Origin of the sequence: Streptomyces sp. NPDC056128, assembly GCF_042263835.1 — a bacterium.
Classification (GTDB): Bacteria; Actinomycetota; Actinomycetes; order Streptomycetales; family Streptomycetaceae; genus Streptomyces.
Genome location: NZ_JBHJVQ010000009.1, coordinates 203,661 through 219,535, shown reverse-complemented (window position 1 = coordinate 219,535; position 15,875 = coordinate 203,661). Strand labels below are relative to the sequence as shown.

Genomic DNA, 15,875 nt, shown 5'->3' with positions numbered 1-15,875 from the left:
GTTCTGGCACCGGCGCCTGGTGCGCCGGGCGCCGTACGGAAGGACGGTCCCCGTGACGGAGGCAGCGGAGCTTCCCCCTGTACCCGAGCAGGCACGTGACGTGTTCGGCGATCGCTACGCGGACGCGGTCCGCTACGCGGAGCTGCTTGCCGAGGCGGGGGTGAAGCGCGGCCTGATCGGCCCGCGTGAGGTTCCCCGCCTGTGGGAGCGGCATCTGCTGAACTGCGCGGTGCTCTCGGAGGTCGTGCCCGAGGGAGTGACGGTGTGCGACGTCGGGTCGGGCGCCGGTCTGCCCGGGATCCCGCTGGCGCTGGTGCGGGAGGACCTGAAGATCACTCTGCTGGAGCCGCTGTTGCGGCGCACGAACTTCCTGACCGAGGTCGTGGAGCTGCTGGGCCTGGACCATGTGACCGTCGTGCGCGGCCGAGCCGAGGAGGTCATGGGCAAGATGCCGCCGGTGCATGTGGTGACGGCTCGTGCCGTAGCACCGCTCGACCGTCTCGCCACCTGGGGGATTCCGCTGCTGCGTCCGTACGGCGAGATGCTCGCGCTCAAGGGCGACACGGCGGAGGAGGAGCTGAAGGCGGCGGCCACCGCACTGAGCAAGCTGGGTGCCGAGAAGACATCCGTTCTTCAGGTGGGCGAGGGGATCGTGGATCCGCTGTCCACCGTGGTGCGGGTCGAGGTCGGCGAGAGCCCCGGTGGTGTGCGCTTCGCCGCCAAACGGGCCAAGGCGGCCCGGACGGGGCGGACGCGTCGGCGTCGCGGCTGACCCGTCCTGGCGTCCGGCCGTACTCCACACAAGCTGCCAAACCTACGCATGCCGGAGTGTCGCGGGAGTTCGGCATCGCGTGCTGTGCATCGTGTTTCACGTGAAACGTCGCTCACTGCTGCACGGCATCATCAGTCGCGGCCGCGCTGCGGCCGACCCCCGCGACCGAAAGCCTCTCGGGTCGCTCGGAGAGGGGGCGGAGTTGTCCACAGAGGTGGATTTCTCCACAGAACACCAGGCCTCACTGGTTCATGACCCCGAAGGCATGGGAGGCTCTGTTCATTGCGAGCCTGAAGTCGAGGAGAGTGAATCCTTGCGGTCCGACGCCAATATCGCGGGACCGATGACCGATCCGGTCCCCGGTCCCCGTACCGAGTCGATGGGAGCGGATGTTTCACGTGAAACACCGCCTCCGATGGACGACACTCCGATCGGTCGCGCTGCCCAACTGGCGGTGGAGGCTCTGGGGCGCGCCGGCGAAGGCCTGCCGCGACCCGAGCAGACCCGGGTCATGGTGGTCGCCAACCAGAAGGGCGGTGTGGGCAAGACGACGACGACCGTCAACCTTGCCGCGTCACTCGCCCTCCACGGTGCCAGAGTCCTGGTCGTCGACCTCGACCCGCAGGGCAACGCGTCCACCGCCCTGGGCATCGATCACCACGCCGACGTCCCCTCCATCTACGACGTACTCGTCGAGAGCCGGCCACTCTCGGAAGTGGTCCAGCCGGTCCCGGATGTCGAGGGTCTGTTCTGCGCGCCCGCCACGATCGATCTCGCCGGCGCGGAGATCGAACTGGTCTCTCTGGTCGCCCGGGAGAGCCGGCTCCAGAGGGCGATCGCCTCATACGAGCAGCCGCTGGACTACATCCTCATCGACTGCCCGCCCTCCCTCGGTCTGCTGACGGTCAATGCGCTTGTCGCGGGCCAGGAGGTGCTGATCCCGATCCAGTGCGAGTACTACGCGCTGGAAGGGCTGGGACAGCTGCTTCGCAACGTCGACCTGGTCCGAGGGCACCTCAACCCGACTCTGCATGTGTCGACCATCCTGCTCACCATGTACGACGGCCGGACGCGGCTCGCGTCCCAGGTCGCGGACGAGGTACGCAGCCACTTCGGTGAAGAGGTGCTGCGGACGAGCATTCCCCGCTCGGTCCGTATCTCCGAGGCCCCGAGCTACGGGCAGACGGTACTGACCTACGATCCAGGATCGAGTGGAGCCCTCTCCTATCTGGAGGCGGCACGTGAGATGGCGCTGAAGGGCGTGGGCGTCCAGTACGAGGCGACGCACGCTCACCTCGGCGCACAGAATGACCCGAACATGGTGGAGGGGATCCAGTGAGTGAGCGACGGAGGGGGCTGGGCCGTGGTCTGGGCGCACTGATCCCCAACGCCCCGACGGAGAAGTCGGTGGCTTCGGCAGCGCTGGGGAACGCGGCCTCCGCTTCTCCGGGGACGATGCCGCTGCTGCCGAACGAGCGCGGTGTGGCCGCGGCGAAGGTGGCCACGCTGCCCCATGTTTCACGTGAAACAGAGGAGCCGGCGGCGGCAGGCGGTGGCGCGGAAGGTCTCCGGGCACCCATGGGTGCGCACTTCGCCGAGGTCCCTCTCGACGCCATCACGCCGAACCCGAAGCAGCCGCGTAAGGACTTCGACGACGACGCGCTGGCCGAGCTGGTCACCTCCATCAGGGAGGTCGGGCTCCTCCAGCCGGTCGTCGTCCGGCCGATCGGGCAGGGTCGCTACGAGCTGATCATGGGCGAGCGCCGCTTCCGGGCCTGCCGCGAGCTGGAACTGGAGGCCATCCCGGCCATCGTCCGGGCGACGGAGGACGAGAAGCTTCTCTTGGACGCCCTCCTGGAGAACCTGCACCGTGCCCAGCTGAACCCGCTGGAAGAGGCCTTCGCCTACGACCAGCTGCTGAAGGACTTCAACTGCACGCACGACCAGCTGGCCGACCGGATCGGGCGCTCCCGGCCTCAGGTCTCCAACACGCTGCGTCTGCTGAAGCTCTCGCCGAAGGTGCAGAACCGGGTGGCCGCGGGCGTGCTCTCCGCCGGGCATGCCCGGGCGCTGCTCTCCGTCGACGACCCGGAGGAGCAGGATCGCCTCGCGCACCGCATCGTGGCCGAAGGGCTCTCGGTGCGGTCGGTCGAGGAGATCGTGACCCTGATGGGTTCCCGGCCCCAGAAGCCGCAGCGTGCCAAGGGCCCGCGTGCCGGTTCCCTGGTCTCCCCGGCGCTGTCCGACCTGGCGACGCGGCTGTCCGACCGCTTCGAGACCCGAGTGAAGGTCGACCTGGGACAGAAGAAGGGCAAGATCACCGTGGAGTTCGCCTCCATGGACGACCTTGAGCGGATCCTCGGAAGCCTCGCTCCCGGTGAAGGGCCCGTGCTGCAGAAGGGGCTCCTGGACGACGAGGACGAAGACCTCGACTCCTGAAACACAGGCCGCCAGGGCGGGTCGGGTCCGGTGGATACCGGAACACGACCCGCCCTTTGCTTTGCGTCGGTGTCGGGGCCGGCGCATCGTGGATACGATGCGATCGGGATGCGTCATCACCTGGCAGTACCTCTGAGAGGAAGGCAGGGGCCATGCGCACGATGGGCCGCACCGGACTGGTGAGCGCGGGCTTGGGGCTGGGCGCGGTCGGTGGGTTCATCGGCAGCCTGCTCAGGGAACGGAGCGCTCTGACAGCCGCTCGTGACGCGGCAGGCGAAGGAAGCGAGGAACAGCCTTCATGGGGCGCCGGCTCGTACCGCTCACGCTGGACAACCTTCAGGACCTTCCCCAGGGCTGTCGCTCGTGCGTCTTCTGGGAACTGGATCCCGTCAGCGGCGAAGCCGCGGTAAAGGCCGGGACGCCCGCTCTGGAGAAGGAGTCCTGGATCTCCGCCGTGCTGCTGGACTGGGGATCGTGCGGCCGGGTGGTGTATGTCGACGATGTGCCGGTGGGCTTCGTTCTCTACGCCCCGCCGGCCTACGTACCCCGCTCGACGGCGTTCCCCACCAGCCCCGTCTCGTCCGACGCGGTGCAGCTGATCACGGCGTTCGTGATGCCGGGGTACCAGGGCCAGGGGCTCGGGCGTGTGATGGTCCAGACGGTCGCCAAGGATCTGCTGCGCCGGGGTTTCAAGGCGATCGAGGCCTTCGGGGACGCACGCTGGAAGGAGCCGGCCTGTGTCCTGCCCGCAGAGCATCTGCTGGCGGTGGGCTTCAAGACGGTCCGGCCGCACCCCCGCCATCCGCGGCTGCGGCTGGATCTGCGGTCCACGCTGTCCTGGAAGGAAGACGTGGAGATGGCGCTGGACCGTCTGCTCGGAGCCGTTCAGAAGGAGCCCGCGCTGCGTCCGCTGTAGCGGCCGGCCGTGACGAGGAAGCTGCCGTACACGAAGGGGCCGACCCATCCGGGTCGGCCCCTTCGTGTTTCACGTGAAACGTCAGTCGGCGATGAAGTCCTCGAGGTCGCGAACGATCGCGGCCTTCGGCTTGGCGCCGACGATGGTCTTGGCCACCTCGCCACCCTGGTAGACGTTCAGGGTCGGGATGGACATGACGCCGTACTTGGCGGCCGTACCCGGGTTCTCGTCGATGTTCAGCTTGACGATCTCGATCTTGTCGCCGTACTCGGCGGCGATCGCCTCGAGGGACGGCGCGATCTGGCGGCACGGACCGCACCAGGCGGCCCAGAAGTCCACCAGGACGGGCTTGTCGCTCTTGAGGACGTCCTGCTCGAAGGAGTCGTCGGTCACATGCTTCAGGGTGCCGGCCACGGCGGGCTCCTTAACTGGTTGGTGCGGGGGATGGGGGGTCAGACGGTGGTCTTCTCGGGCTCCGCCTTGTCCTCGTCGCTGAGCGCGGCGAGGAAGCGCTCGGCGTCGAGAGCGGCGGAGCAGCCGGTGCCGGCCGCGGTGATCGCCTGGCGGTAGGTGTGGTCGACCACGTCACCGGCGCCGAAGACGCCGGTCAGGTTGGTGCGGGTCGACGGAGCCTCGACCTTCAGGTAGCCCTCCGGGTCCAGGTCGAGCTGGCCCTTGAAGAGCTCGGTGCGCGGGTCGTGGCCGATCGCGATGAACAGGCCCGTCACCGGCAGGTCCGAGAGCTCGCCGGTCTTCACATTGCGCAGCTTCAGGCCGGACAGCTTCTGGTCGCCTTGGACCTCCGCGACCTCGCTGTCCCAGACGAACGAGATCTTCGGGTCGGCGAAGGCGCGCTCCTGCATCGCCTTGGAGGCGCGCAGGGTGTCCCGGCGGTGGACGATCGTCACGGACTTGGCGAAGCGGGAGAGGAACGTGGCCTCCTCCATCGCGGTGTCACCACCACCGATCACCGCGATGTCCTGGTCCTTGAAGAAGAACCCGTCACAGGTCGCGCACCAGGAGACGCCGCGTCCGGAGAGGGCGTCCTCGTTCGGCAGGCCGAGCTTGCGGTGCTGGGAGCCGGTGGTGATGATGACGGCCTTGGCCCGGTGGACCGTGCCCGCGGTGTCGGTGACGGTCTTGATCTCGCCGGACAGGTCGACGGCGACGACATCGTCGGGGATCAGCTCGGCGCCGAAGCGCTCCGCCTGGGCGCGCATGTTGTCCATGAGCTCGGGGCCCATGATGCCGTCCTGGAAGCCGGGGAAGTTCTCCACCTCGGTGGTGTTCATCAGCGCTCCGCCCGCGGTGACGGCTCCCTCGAACACCAGCGGCTTCAGCGACGCGCGCGCGGTGTACAGGGCCGCCGTGTAGCCGGCGGGCCCGGAGCCGATGATGATCACGTTTCGGACGTCGCTCACGGCTGCATTCCTCGTCTCTGGACTGGCTTCTTCGGGGCCGGGTGGAGCTGCACTCGGAACTCTCACCCCACCTAACGGATCCTACGGGGCGCGCATTCCCGCCGTGCCCGGGCACACGGGAACGGCGCCAGGGCGCGGGACGGCGCGGGACAGGAGGGAAGAGCCTGATCGCTACGAACGTGCGTAGGAGTGCTTCAAGAGGATCTCGGCCTTGCCGACGGCGGGCTCCCGCACGCACGACGAGTCGACGATGTAGGCGGTGACCCGGGAGTCGTTGGAGGCGTCGGGCAGGACCACGAGCAGGACGTCCTTGCCTTGGTAGACGCCCTTCTCCGTGGCGATCGCCGCGTCGTCGCGGCCGATGCCCTTCTCGATGCACTCCGGGATCGTCGGCTGCTTGAAGACATGGTTCTCGGCACCGGTCTCGTTGCCGTTCTCGGACTCCGTGCCGAAGGTGCGGGGGGTACGCGGTCCGCTCTCGTTGGCCTGCCCGTCCGCGATGAGGCCGGTGACCTTGTCCTTGAGCTTTCCCTCGGAGAAGGTGTCCGCCGGCGCCGACTGCTGTCCGTGGGCGGTGTCGTCCGACGGGCTCCCTCCGGTCAGGGAGGACACGACGACCGAACCGAGGCCGATGGCGGCTGCGGCGGCCACGGCGCCGAGTACGGCGATCCTGCGCCTTCCGCCCCGCCGGCGGTCCTTGCGGCCCGGGCCGGTGGAGGAGGGACGGGCATGCCCGGCTGGACGGTCGGCTGCCGCCGATGCCGAGGGGGGTGCCGATGTTTCACGTGAAACACGCGCGCTGTCGTCGCTGGACGCGGCTTCCGCTGTGGTGGCGCCCAGCGCCGCCTCGGCCGCCAGGGCGGCGTCGATGCGCTCGGCCACGTCGTCCGGCATCCGTTCCGGCTCCGGCAGGGCGCCGAGCAGTTGCTGAATCTCCTCCAGTGAGGCGTAGACGTCCGCGCAGAGGTCGCACCCCTCCAGATGCCGCCGTATGTCGGTCGTCCGAGCGGTCGGGAGGAGGCCTTCGGCGAGGTCGGAGATCTCCGCGACGTCCGGGTGCCCGGTCCTGTCTGTCGTCGACGACGTCACGCTCGTCCACCTCCGCCCTTCACTGCGGCTGAATCGCTCGGCCCGTTCTCCGGCGGACCCGCACGGTGCGGTCCCGCTGCCGGTGGGACGGATGTCCCCGGCGTCCGGTTCCGCTCGGCGCCGGACTTCCTGTCCTCGCCGCTCCCGCCGCTCCCGCCGCTGCCGTCCGGGCGCAGATGGGAGAGCTGGGGCAGGAGTCTGGCTCTGCCCCGGGCGCACCTGCTCTTGATCGTGCCGGTCGGCACCTCGAGGATCCGAGCGGCCTCGGCCACGGGGTAGCCCTGCATGTCCACCAGGACGAGGGCCGCCCGCTGGTCGGCCGGCAAGGTGCCCAGGGCCTTCAGCAGCTGGCGGTGCAGGTCGTTGCGCTCGGCGGGGGCGGAGGCCGATTCGTGCGGCTCCAGGAGCTGCTCCAGGCGCTCGGTGTCGTCGACCGGGGCGGTCTTCCGGGAAGCGGCCTTGCGTGCCCGGTCCAGACAGGCGTTCACGGTGATCCGGTGCAGCCACGTCGTGACGGCTGCCTGTCCGCGGAAGGTGTGGGCGGCCCGGTAGGCGGAGACGAGCGCGTCCTGAACGGCGTCGGCCGCCTCCTCCCGGTCCCCCAGCGTCCGCAGGGCCACGGCCCAGAGCCGGTCGCGGTGACGGCGCACGAGCTCACCGAAGGCGTCGGGGTCGCCTTCGACGTGGCGGGTGAGCAGATCCTGATCGCTCACTCCGTCGTACCCGGCGCCTTCCGCCATCGGATCCTCCCCCTTCAGGCAGACGTCGTCAGCTGGTCACCTTGATGTCGGAGACGCGGCCCCGGAACTGCCCGTCCGTCAGCGGCAGCTCGGTCAACCAGACCAGAAGGTAGCGGGTCCGGAGGGCCTCGTCCGGCTTGAGGTCCACCGTTGTGCCGGAGCCACCGGCAACCTTCGTGTAACCCTCGAAGGACTGTGGTTCCGAGTCGGTGTCGCCGCCGGCCCGGAGCTCCACCGAGGTGTCTCCGCCGAACGACACGGCCACCTTACCGACCTGCTGGACCTTGCCCAGGTCGATCACGATGCCCACACCCGGCTTCAGCCGTCCGAAGTCGGCGCTCGCGTAGTGGCTTGTCTGCCAGTACGTGCTGGGGCTGCCGTCGTAGGCCTTGCTGACGTTCTCCGGGTACTCGGACCCGTCGTCGCCGAACGGGTCGAAGTCATGCGCGCCCGCGATGGCGATCGGCCCGCTGACCGGCTTCTTCGGGCTCTTGTCGTTGTCGCCGTCCGTCGTCTGCGTCTGGTTCTGGTCGTCGGACTTGCCGCCGCGCTCCATGAGCGCGTCCGCCAGCTGCCAGCTGCCCAGGCCGAGGGCGGCGATCAGCAGAGCGGAGACGCTCCACTTCAGTGCCTTGCCGGTACGGCTCTGCAGCGGGGGCGGCGGCGCCTGCACGGCCTGGGTGGCGCCGGGGCGCGGTGCCGGACGGCCGTACGCGCCCTGCTGGTAGGCGGTGCGCTGGTAGTCGGGCGGTGCGGTGTACGACGGCTCCGGCGGGCGGATGCGGGGCATCTCGCCGATCGCCTTCACCAGCTCCTCCGGCGTGGTGCACGGGGCCTCGTGCCGGGAAGCGGTCGCGCCGTCGTTGGCGAGTGCCCGCATGGCCAGTTCGGACAGGCCGCGGTGGACGCCCGCGCGGACCTGGTCCGGCGGGATCAGCCCGATGTCCTTGGGCAGACCGGCCAGACCGTGGGCGTCGCTCTCGTACGGCCAGCGCTGGGTGAGCGTGGCGTACAGCAGGGCGCCGATGGCCTCCGTGTCGGTGCGCTGGGGGGACGCGGAACTGATGCCGCGCAGTGCGGCGTTGACGGCGAGGCCGCGGATCCGCCACTGGCCCGACGACGTACGCAGCACCGCGTTGGGGCTCAGCCGCAGATGCGCGAGACCCTCACGGTGGGCGGCCGCCATGGCGAAGGACACCTGACTGACCATCTGGTAGGCGTCGTACACCTCCAGCGGGCCGGAGGCGAGGAGCGCGGTCAGCTCCGTGGCGTCGGGGAGCCACTCGTGGACGACGTAGACGAGGTCGTTGTCCTCGACGGCGTCCAGCACCTGGACGAAGCGGGGGTCGCCGAGCAGCGCGGAGGAGCGTGCCGCGGCCAGCACGGAGCGGGCCCGCGTGTGGTCGGTCGGCAGGATGTGGACTCCGACGGCGCGGCGGAGCTTCTCGTCGACGGCCCGCCAACTGCTGAAGCCGTCCAGACGGGTGACGCACTCCTCGAGGCGGTAGCGTCTGGCGAGCTTGTGCCCGCTGTGCAGTTCGGGAGGCGAGGCCTTGCCGGTTTCCTCGCTCGCCGGGGTCCCCTGTGCCTCGTCGCTGTCCGTGTCCCGCTCCCGGTTGTTGGCCACCCCGTCGGCCGTGGACTGGTCCGCCTGCGCGGTCAGCGGCTCATCACCGCTGTTGTCTGCCACGTCGACGGCAGCTGTGCTCCGTTCCGCCACCGTCGTTCCTGCCTCCCCATTCGATGCGCGTCGGCCGACTCCCGATGCGCGCGTCCGACGCCGAACCCAATTGTGCCCACAGTCCGGCGCTATGCACGACACACGGCGGCGGACGATGGTTGTGCGCCTACCCCGGGTCTCAGCGTCCCAGGCGTCCGCGCACCATGCCGACCAAGGAGTTGACCTCCTCGATGCGCATCCGGCGGGCGGCGACGAAGAAGACACCGAACAGCAGCAGCCCGCCGGCCAGCAGCGCGGCGAACGATCCCACGACACCCTGACCGAGCGACTTGGTGATGGCGTAGCAGGCCGCGCCGCTGAGCAGGACGGCCGGGACGGACGCGATGCACAGCCGGGCGTACGTCCGCAGCACGCGGGCGCCGTCCAGGTCGCCGCCGAGCCGCTTGCGCAGCCGGCGCCAGGCGATGCCCACACCGATCACGTAGGCCAGGCCGTAGGAGGCGGCCATGCCGACCACAGCCCAGCGCGCCGGCAGCAGGAGGAAACACAGTCCCGAGGCGGCGGCGTTGACCACGGCCACGATGACCGTGTTGTAGAAGGGCGTCCGGGTGTCCTCGTAGGCGTAGAAGGCGCGCAGGACGACGTACTGGACGGAGTACGGAATGAGGCCGAGGCCGAAGGCCATCAGCATGTAGCCCATGTTGGTGGCCGCGCCGGTGCCCGAGGATCCGAAGATCAGGGTGCACATGGGCACGCCGAGGGCGAGGAAGCCGAAGGAGACCGGCACGATGGCGACGGCCGTCGTCCGCAGCCCCTGGGAGATGTCGTCGCGCACCGCGCCGCCGTCCTCCTCGGACGCCGAGCGGGAGATGCGGGGCAGCAGGGCGGCCATCAGGGAGACGGTGATGATCGCCTGTGGCAGGCCCCAGATCAGCTGGGCGTTGGCGTAGGCGCTGAAACCGGTACCGGGGATCTCCGTGTCCGTGACGGACGCCGTGGCCAGCTGGGTGACGACGAGGGCGCCCGCCTGGTTGGCGAGGACGAACAGGATCGTCCACTTGGCGAGCATCGCGGCCTTGCCCAGGCCGTGGCCCTTCCAGTCGAACCGGAGCCGGAGCCGGAACCCGGTCTCGCGCAGATACGGGATCATCGCCAGGGCCTGGACCACGAGGCCGAGGAGGACGCCGACGCCGAGCAGTCGCTCGCCCTGAGGCGGGATGTTCTCCACCGTCATCCCGGAGCTACCTGCGGTGCCGTAGACCCAGATGAACGTGCCGAGCGTGACGATGATGACGATGTTGTTCAGGACCGGAGTCCACATCATCGCGCCGAACCTGCCGCGCGCGTTGAGGATCTGGCCCATCACCACATGGACGCCCATGAAGAAGATGGACGGCAGGAAGTAGCGGGTGAAGGTGACGGCGGTCTCGTTGGCCGCGGGGTTCGAGGCCACCGGGTTCGAGAGCGCCCGCACCAGCAGCGGCGCGGCGAGCATCGCGAGTGCGGTGAGCACCCCGAGCGCCACCATGACAAGGGTCAGCAGGCGGTTGGCGTATGCCTCGCCGCCGTCGTCGTCCTCCTTCATGGCACGGACGAGCTGCGGGACGAAGACCGAGTTGAGGCCGCCGCCGACGGTCAGGATGTAGATCATCGTCGGCAGCTGGTAGGCGATCTGGAAGGACTCGCCCAGCAGGGCGAGCCCCAGCGCCGAGACGATCATCGCGGACCGGATGAACCCCGTCAGCCGCGACACCATCGTGCCCGCGGCCATCACGGCGCTCGACTTGAGCAGGCCACCCGCGCGCCCGCCCTTCTTGGCCGCGCCGGCCGGAGCGGCCGCGGGAGCCGGCTCGGGCTCCACGAGGGGGGCCTCGGCCGCTTCCGGGGTCGGGGCGACCGCGTACTGGCCGGGAGCGGGTGCCGCGTGCTGCTCGTGCCCCGGTGCCGGGCCGCCGTACTGGCCGGGTGCCGGAGGGTTTCCGTAGGGGGCGGGCCCTTGCGGGGCACCGTACTGAGCCGGTCCTTGCGGGCCGCCGTACTGGGCAGGGCCCTGGGGGCCGCCGTACTGGGCGGGGCCCTGGGGAGCGCCGTACGGCCCCGGCGCCTGGGCGGGCGCGGGTACGCCTGCGTGGTCGTCGTACGAGGGGTGGCCGCCGCCCTGCTGCTGGTCGCGGAAGAGGTGAGCGAAGGCGTCCGGCTCGTGGCGCTGGTCACCGGCCTGGGTGACCAGGTCGTCCACGCCGACGAACTGGGTGGTCCGCGGGTCGTCGCCGTACGGCAGGTACTGCGTCGGGCCCTCCGGTTCGGGGGCCGGGGTCTGCCCCCAGACGCGCGGGTCGGGGGCGTGCGGCGACTGGGGGGGCTGGGAGTACAGCGGCTGCTGCGGCGGGTACGCGCCCGGCGGCGGCGGGGGGTGCGCGGCACGGTCGTAGAGCGCCTCGGAGACCGGGTCCTGGGCGGAGAGGTCCTGTGCGCGGTAGGGGTCCTGGTCGTAGGCGTCCTGGAGGTACATGTCCGCGGGCGGCTGCGGCGGCGTCTGACGGGGGTCCGGCGGCGGACCCTCGGGGTGACCCGAGCCGTCCGCGGACCGACCGCGGTCACCGTCGTACGGCGCGTTCATGGTTACCCCACCTCATCGTCCCGGGCCGACCGGCCACGACATCCTCAACGGTCCACTCTCTCACCCGTGCCGGACGGGTCGGTGTTTTCCGCTGCGGTGTTTGGTGTCGGGTCACTCGGCTGCTCCGGGTCGCCTGTCCGGGCCGGTGCCTCGGACTCCTTCTTGAGACGCCCCTCGGTGCCGTCCGGGTTCTCCGGGTCGTCTTCGGGGTCCTGAGACGCCTCCGGCCCGTCGGACCCGTTCTTCTCGGCGTCCCGGGCCGCGGCGCGCTTGCGCTGCGTGTACATCCGGAAGCCGGCGAGGACGAGCAGCAGGACACCGCCGCCGATGACGAGCATCACGGTGGCCGTGATCTCGGTGACCTTCACGTCGAAGGTGACGGGCTCGCCGTACTTGCGTCCGTCCATCGTGTACAGCTGGGCGATCACCGTCGCCCGGCCGTTGGCGTTGGCGGACGTGGTGAACTTCACCGACTGGCTGTGGCCGCCGGAGACCGAGATCGGCTGCTCCTCGTATCGGTCGCCGTCGATCTCCAGACGCGTCGGGTTGGTCGAGGTGAGCCGCAGGACCAGGGGCCCGACGTCCTGCACCAGGTTGTTCTGCACCGTCACCGGGATGGTGGCGCTGCGCCCGGAGAGCTTGGTCTCGGACTTGTCGATCAGTCTGACCCGGTCGGTGAGCCCGTCGAGGTACGTCTTCACGCCGTCGCGGAACGACTCCGCCTCGGTGGCCCGGCCCCGCCACGACACGGACATCTCCCGGTTGAGGGCGCGTCCGAAGGGGGTCACCACGCGGGACGGGTTCGACAGGACGACCTGGAAGTTGTCGAGCGTGCCCTGGGTCCGGGCGATCTCCTCGAACGCCGACCGCGGCAGCTCGTTCTTGCGCAGTTGTGAGGGGTACGACGAGGTCCCCGGGACCTTCGTGGTGGCGTCCGGGTCCGGTTTGGCCGCGGCGGCGGCCCCCAGCTTCTGGGACTCGGACCAGGTGCTCCCCTGCAGGGCGCGCAGCGCCTCGGCCATCGCGCGTGCCTGGCTCCCGGACGGCATGCGCTGCGGTGCGATGACCACGCTGCGCTGCTTTCCGGTCTGGAGGCCCAGGCCCAGGCTCTGGGCGAGGAACCGCTGCACGGCCAGCGTGGACGAGGACGCCTTCGTCAGGTCGCCCTCGAACGCCGTGGACAGCCGGGCGTCCGCGACGACGGCCGTGGTGCCGCCGCCGATGGGGCGAGCGGCGGAGGGCGTGTACGACAGACCGTTGCTCTCCTGGAGGCTGTCGCTGCGGGCGATGACCTTGTCGGCGCCGGCGGAGGTCGCGACCTTGACGATCGACCGGTCGACGGCGCCGTCCACGGGCCAGGCGAACTCGGTGCTCGGCTTCACGTGCAGGATCGTCCCGACCGTGTCTTCGATGACGTCCGTGGCGCTCTTCAGCTGGCTCAGCGAGCCGGTGACGTCCGTGCCGTTGTGGGCCAGGGACGCCAGGTCGGGGTCGGCGAAGGGGAGGGCGACGACCTCCTTGTCGGCCACCGCGTCCTGCAGGTCGGCGAGCCATTGCTTGGCGACGTCCTGGTGGGTTCCGGCGACGGTGTTCTCGCCGTCCCGGACGCGGTAGCTGCCGGTCATCGCGTCGACGGAGGCCAGCAGGTCCGGGTCGACCACCCAGGTGACGTCGAGGTCCTTGCCCAGCGTCAGCATCTGGTTCAGCCGGCCGCCGGGGGAGATCTCCTTGGCCAGGGCGTCATTGAGGAGGACCGGGGTCTGCTCCTCGTTCGGCCCCGTCTCGGCGGCCATGTGCGTGGTGGAGATCAGCGGCCACAGGGCCGTCGTCTTCGTCTTGGTGTCCGCCCCGTCGGGCTGCCACGGCAGGAAGGTCCGCTGGATGCCGAGGATCTGCTCCCACGGCTGCGCGGAGGTCTGCCCGGAGAGCGAGACGGCGAATTCGTAGACGCCGTCCTCGCCGAGGTTCAGGTCGTCGGCGGGCACGGAAATGTTGAAGTGCTCGGCCACGCCCGGGACCAGCTTGGAGAACTTCTCGGTGTACTTGTTCTCGATCTCCGGGGCGATGGACCCCTGGAGGTCGTCGCTGTCCTTGGCGATCGAGTCGACGGACGAGCGGGTGTCCACCTCGGGGCCCACGCGCAGGCCCACGTGGGCGTCGGTGACGGCCTGCTTGCCGTTGTTGGTGACGGTGCCCGACACGGTCACCGTGTCCCCGTCCGTGGGCGCGGAAGGGGTGAGCGAGTCGACGGCGACGGACACCGGGCCCGAGTCGGCGTCGGCCCGGGCGGCCGGCTTTCCGTCGGCGTGTGCCGCGCCGGCGGCGGGCAGCTGGACCAGGCCGGCCAGCAGCGGCGCCCCGGCGAGCAGTGCCGTGGTGCGCCGGAGCCACCGGCGGGCAGGTGAGGGACTGGTCCCCTGGAAGTCTGCCGCCTCGGCCACGCGCTCGCCCGTCCCTCGTCGTGATCAGTGGTCGTCGGAATGTGCGTCCACGCATGGTAACGATGTGCGCCGAGAGGAAGTGCCGCGGCGTACGCCACAAGATCGCCCGCAGGAGCAGGCCGCCCCGTATGTGCGCCTATAAAGGGAGCAGGGTCGAACTGGGGGATTCGGGCCACGATCAATGGGGGCGCCTGGCTCCGCCCGGGCCACGTACCCTGTTCTGTTGTGCCGAACGTCAACGAAGTCAGCCCCAGCGCCCTGAGCCCGGAGCGGTCCCCCGCGGTGCGTGAACCGCTGCGGGTCGCCCCCGTCGCCGACGATCTTGCCCGCCGTTTCCAGGAGGCCGGGTTCTCTCTCGCCCTGGTCGGCGGCTCGGTCCGGGACGCGTTGCTCGGCCGGCTCGGCAACGATCTGGACTTCACGACCGACGCCCGTCCCCAGGACGTACTGGCGATCGTGCGCCCGTGGGCGGATGCCGTCTGGGAGGTCGGGATCGCCTTCGGGACGGTCGGGGCGCAGAAGGACGGCTACCAGATCGAGGTGACCACCTACCGCTCGGAGGCGTACGACCGCACCTCGCGCAAGCCGGAGGTGTCCTACGGCGACTCCATCGAGGACGATCTCGTCCGGCGCGACTTCACGGTGAACGCGATGGCGGTCGCGCTTCCGGAGAAGGAGTTCATCGATCCGCACGGCGGGCTCGACGACCTCGCGGCGCGTGTGCTGCGCACTCCGGGCACCCCGGAGGACTCCTTCTCGGACGACCCGCTGCGGATGATGCGTGCCGCACGCTTCGCGGCGCAGCTCGACTTCGAGGTCGCACCCGAGGTGGTGGCTGCCATGAAGGACATGGCCGACCGTATCGACATCGTCTCGGCCGAGCGGGTCCGGGAGGAGCTGAACAAGCTCGTCGTCTCCTCGCACCCCCGCAAGGGGCTGACCCTGCTGGTGGAGAGCGGCCTCGCCGACCGGGTCCTGCCCGAGCTGCCGGCGCTGCGCCTGGAGCGTGACGAGCACCACCGGCACAAGGACGTCTACGACCACACGCTCATCGTCCTGGAGCAGGCGATGGCCCTGGAGAGCGAGGGTCCCGATCTGACCCTCCGCCTGGCCGCCCTGCTGCACGACATCGGCAAGCCCCGCACGCGCCGCTTCGAGAGCGACGGCCGGGTCTCCTTCCACCACCACGAGGTGGTCGGGGCCAAGATGACCAAGAAGCGCATGACCGCGCTCAAGTACTCCAACGACCTGGTGAAGGACGTCTCCCGCCTGGTCGAGCTGCACCTGCGCTTCCACGGCTACGGCACGGGCGAGTGGACGGATTCCGCGGTTCGTCGTTATGTCCGCGACGCCGGTCCGCTGCTCGACCGGCTCCACAAGCTGACCCGGTCGGACTGCACGACCCGCAACAAGCGCAAGGCATCGGCTCTCGCACGCGCGTATGACGGCCTGGAGGACCGGATCGCCCAGCTCCAGGAGCAGGAGGAACTGGACGCGATCCGCCCCGACCTGGACGGCAACCAGATCATGGAGATCCTCGGAGTTCCCCCCGGCCCGGCCGTCGGTCAGGCCTACAAGCACCTGCTGGAACTCCGCCTGGAGAACGGCCCGATGGAACACGACGCGGCGGTGGCTGCGCTCAAGGAGTGGTGGGAGCAGCGCGCGGAGTCCGCATGAGGAAGGGGCGCGACCGTTCACCGGACACGTAGCGCCCCCACAGGCGCGCGGCCGCGGCGCCGCCGGCGGTCAGCTTCGG

12 protein-coding genes are annotated in these 15,875 nt (G+C 70.1%); 5 read left to right on the top strand and 7 right to left on the bottom strand.

The window, feature by feature from the left end; genetic code table 11:
• Positions 1–52: 52 nt before the first annotated feature.
• The 4 genes from rsmG to ACFC1X_RS20250 all read left to right on the top strand — a co-directional run bounded on the left by rsmG (position 53) and on the right by ACFC1X_RS20250 (position 4,127).
• Positions 53–772, top strand: a complete 720-nt coding sequence (gene rsmG, locus ACFC1X_RS20265) for a 16S rRNA (guanine(527)-N(7))-methyltransferase RsmG (RefSeq protein ID WP_376355496.1) — start codon at positions 53–55, stop codon at positions 770–772.
• Positions 773–1,037: 265 nt separating this feature from the next.
• Complete coding sequence (locus ACFC1X_RS20260) at positions 1,038–2,111, top strand: ParA family protein (RefSeq protein ID WP_163015882.1); 1,074 nt, start codon at positions 1,038–1,040, stop codon at positions 2,109–2,111.
• Positions 2,108–3,211: a ParB/RepB/Spo0J family partition protein gene (locus ACFC1X_RS20255; RefSeq protein WP_376355494.1), complete on the top strand. Its 1,104-nt coding sequence runs from the start codon at positions 2,108–2,110 to the stop codon at positions 3,209–3,211. The genes ACFC1X_RS20260 and ACFC1X_RS20255 overlap by 4 nt, the downstream gene beginning before the upstream one ends.
• A 298-nt stretch (positions 3,212–3,509) precedes the next feature.
• The gene (locus tag ACFC1X_RS20250; RefSeq protein WP_376355492.1) at positions 3,510–4,127 is read left to right on the top strand and encodes a GNAT family N-acetyltransferase; all 618 of its coding nucleotides are present in this window, start codon (positions 3,510–3,512) and stop codon (positions 4,125–4,127) included.
• Between the two features lie 81 nt (positions 4,128–4,208).
• Here ACFC1X_RS20250 and trxA read toward each other — a convergent pair whose 3' ends face one another.
• From trxA to ACFC1X_RS20215, 7 genes are all read right to left on the bottom strand, one after another.
• Entirely contained in the window at positions 4,209–4,541 is a 333-nt protein-coding gene (gene trxA, locus ACFC1X_RS20245; RefSeq protein WP_122616554.1) for a thioredoxin, read from the bottom strand.
• A gap of 38 nt (positions 4,542–4,579) precedes the next feature.
• Positions 4,580–5,548 carry a thioredoxin-disulfide reductase gene (gene trxB / locus ACFC1X_RS20240; RefSeq protein WP_376355490.1) on the bottom strand — a complete coding sequence of 323 codons (969 nt, stop codon included), beginning with the start codon at positions 5,546–5,548 and terminating at the stop codon, positions 4,580–4,582.
• Between the two features lie 171 nt (positions 5,549–5,719).
• On the bottom strand, positions 5,720–6,637 hold the full coding sequence (locus ACFC1X_RS20235; protein WP_376355488.1) for an anti-sigma factor family protein: 918 nt from the start codon (positions 6,635–6,637) through the stop codon (positions 5,720–5,722).
• Positions 6,634–7,377, bottom strand: coding sequence for an RNA polymerase sigma factor SigM (gene sigM, locus ACFC1X_RS20230; RefSeq protein ID WP_376355486.1), 744 nt, complete (start codon positions 7,375–7,377; stop codon positions 6,634–6,636). The genes ACFC1X_RS20235 and sigM overlap by 4 nt, the downstream gene beginning before the upstream one ends.
• Positions 7,378–7,405: 28 nt before the next feature.
• Entirely contained in the window at positions 7,406–9,097 is a 1,692-nt protein-coding gene (locus tag ACFC1X_RS20225) for a serine/threonine protein kinase (protein WP_376355484.1), read from the bottom strand.
• A 139-nt stretch (positions 9,098–9,236) separates the two neighbouring features.
• Positions 9,237–11,678, bottom strand: a complete 2,442-nt coding sequence (gene murJ, locus ACFC1X_RS20220; protein ID WP_376355482.1) for a murein biosynthesis integral membrane protein MurJ — start codon at positions 11,676–11,678, stop codon at positions 9,237–9,239.
• Positions 11,679–11,722: 44 nt separating this feature from the next.
• Positions 11,723–14,119, bottom strand: a complete 2,397-nt coding sequence (locus ACFC1X_RS20215) for a DUF6049 family protein (protein ID WP_376355480.1) — start codon at positions 14,117–14,119, stop codon at positions 11,723–11,725.
• Between the two features lie 225 nt (positions 14,120–14,344).
• Between ACFC1X_RS20215 and ACFC1X_RS20210 the strand changes: the two genes are divergently transcribed.
• Positions 14,345–15,796, top strand: a complete 1,452-nt coding sequence (locus tag ACFC1X_RS20210) for a CCA tRNA nucleotidyltransferase (protein ID WP_376355478.1) — start codon at positions 14,345–14,347, stop codon at positions 15,794–15,796.
• The last annotated feature ends 79 nt before the right edge of the window (positions 15,797–15,875 follow it).

Coding starts and splice junctions, on each gene's coding strand:
- ACFC1X_RS20260 (WP_163015882.1), top strand. CDS start 1,038: ATGGGAGGCTCTGTTCATTGCGAGCCTGAAGTCGAGGAGAGTGAATCC.
- ACFC1X_RS20250 (WP_376355492.1), top strand. CDS start 3,510: ATGGGGCGCCGGCTCGTACCGCTCACGCTGGACAACCTTCAGGACCTT.
- sigM (WP_376355486.1), bottom strand. CDS start 7,377: ATGGCGGAAGGCGCCGGGTACGACGGAGTGAGCGATCAGGATCTGCTC.
- murJ (WP_376355482.1), bottom strand. CDS start 11,678: ATGAACGCGCCGTACGACGGTGACCGCGGTCGGTCCGCGGACGGCTCG.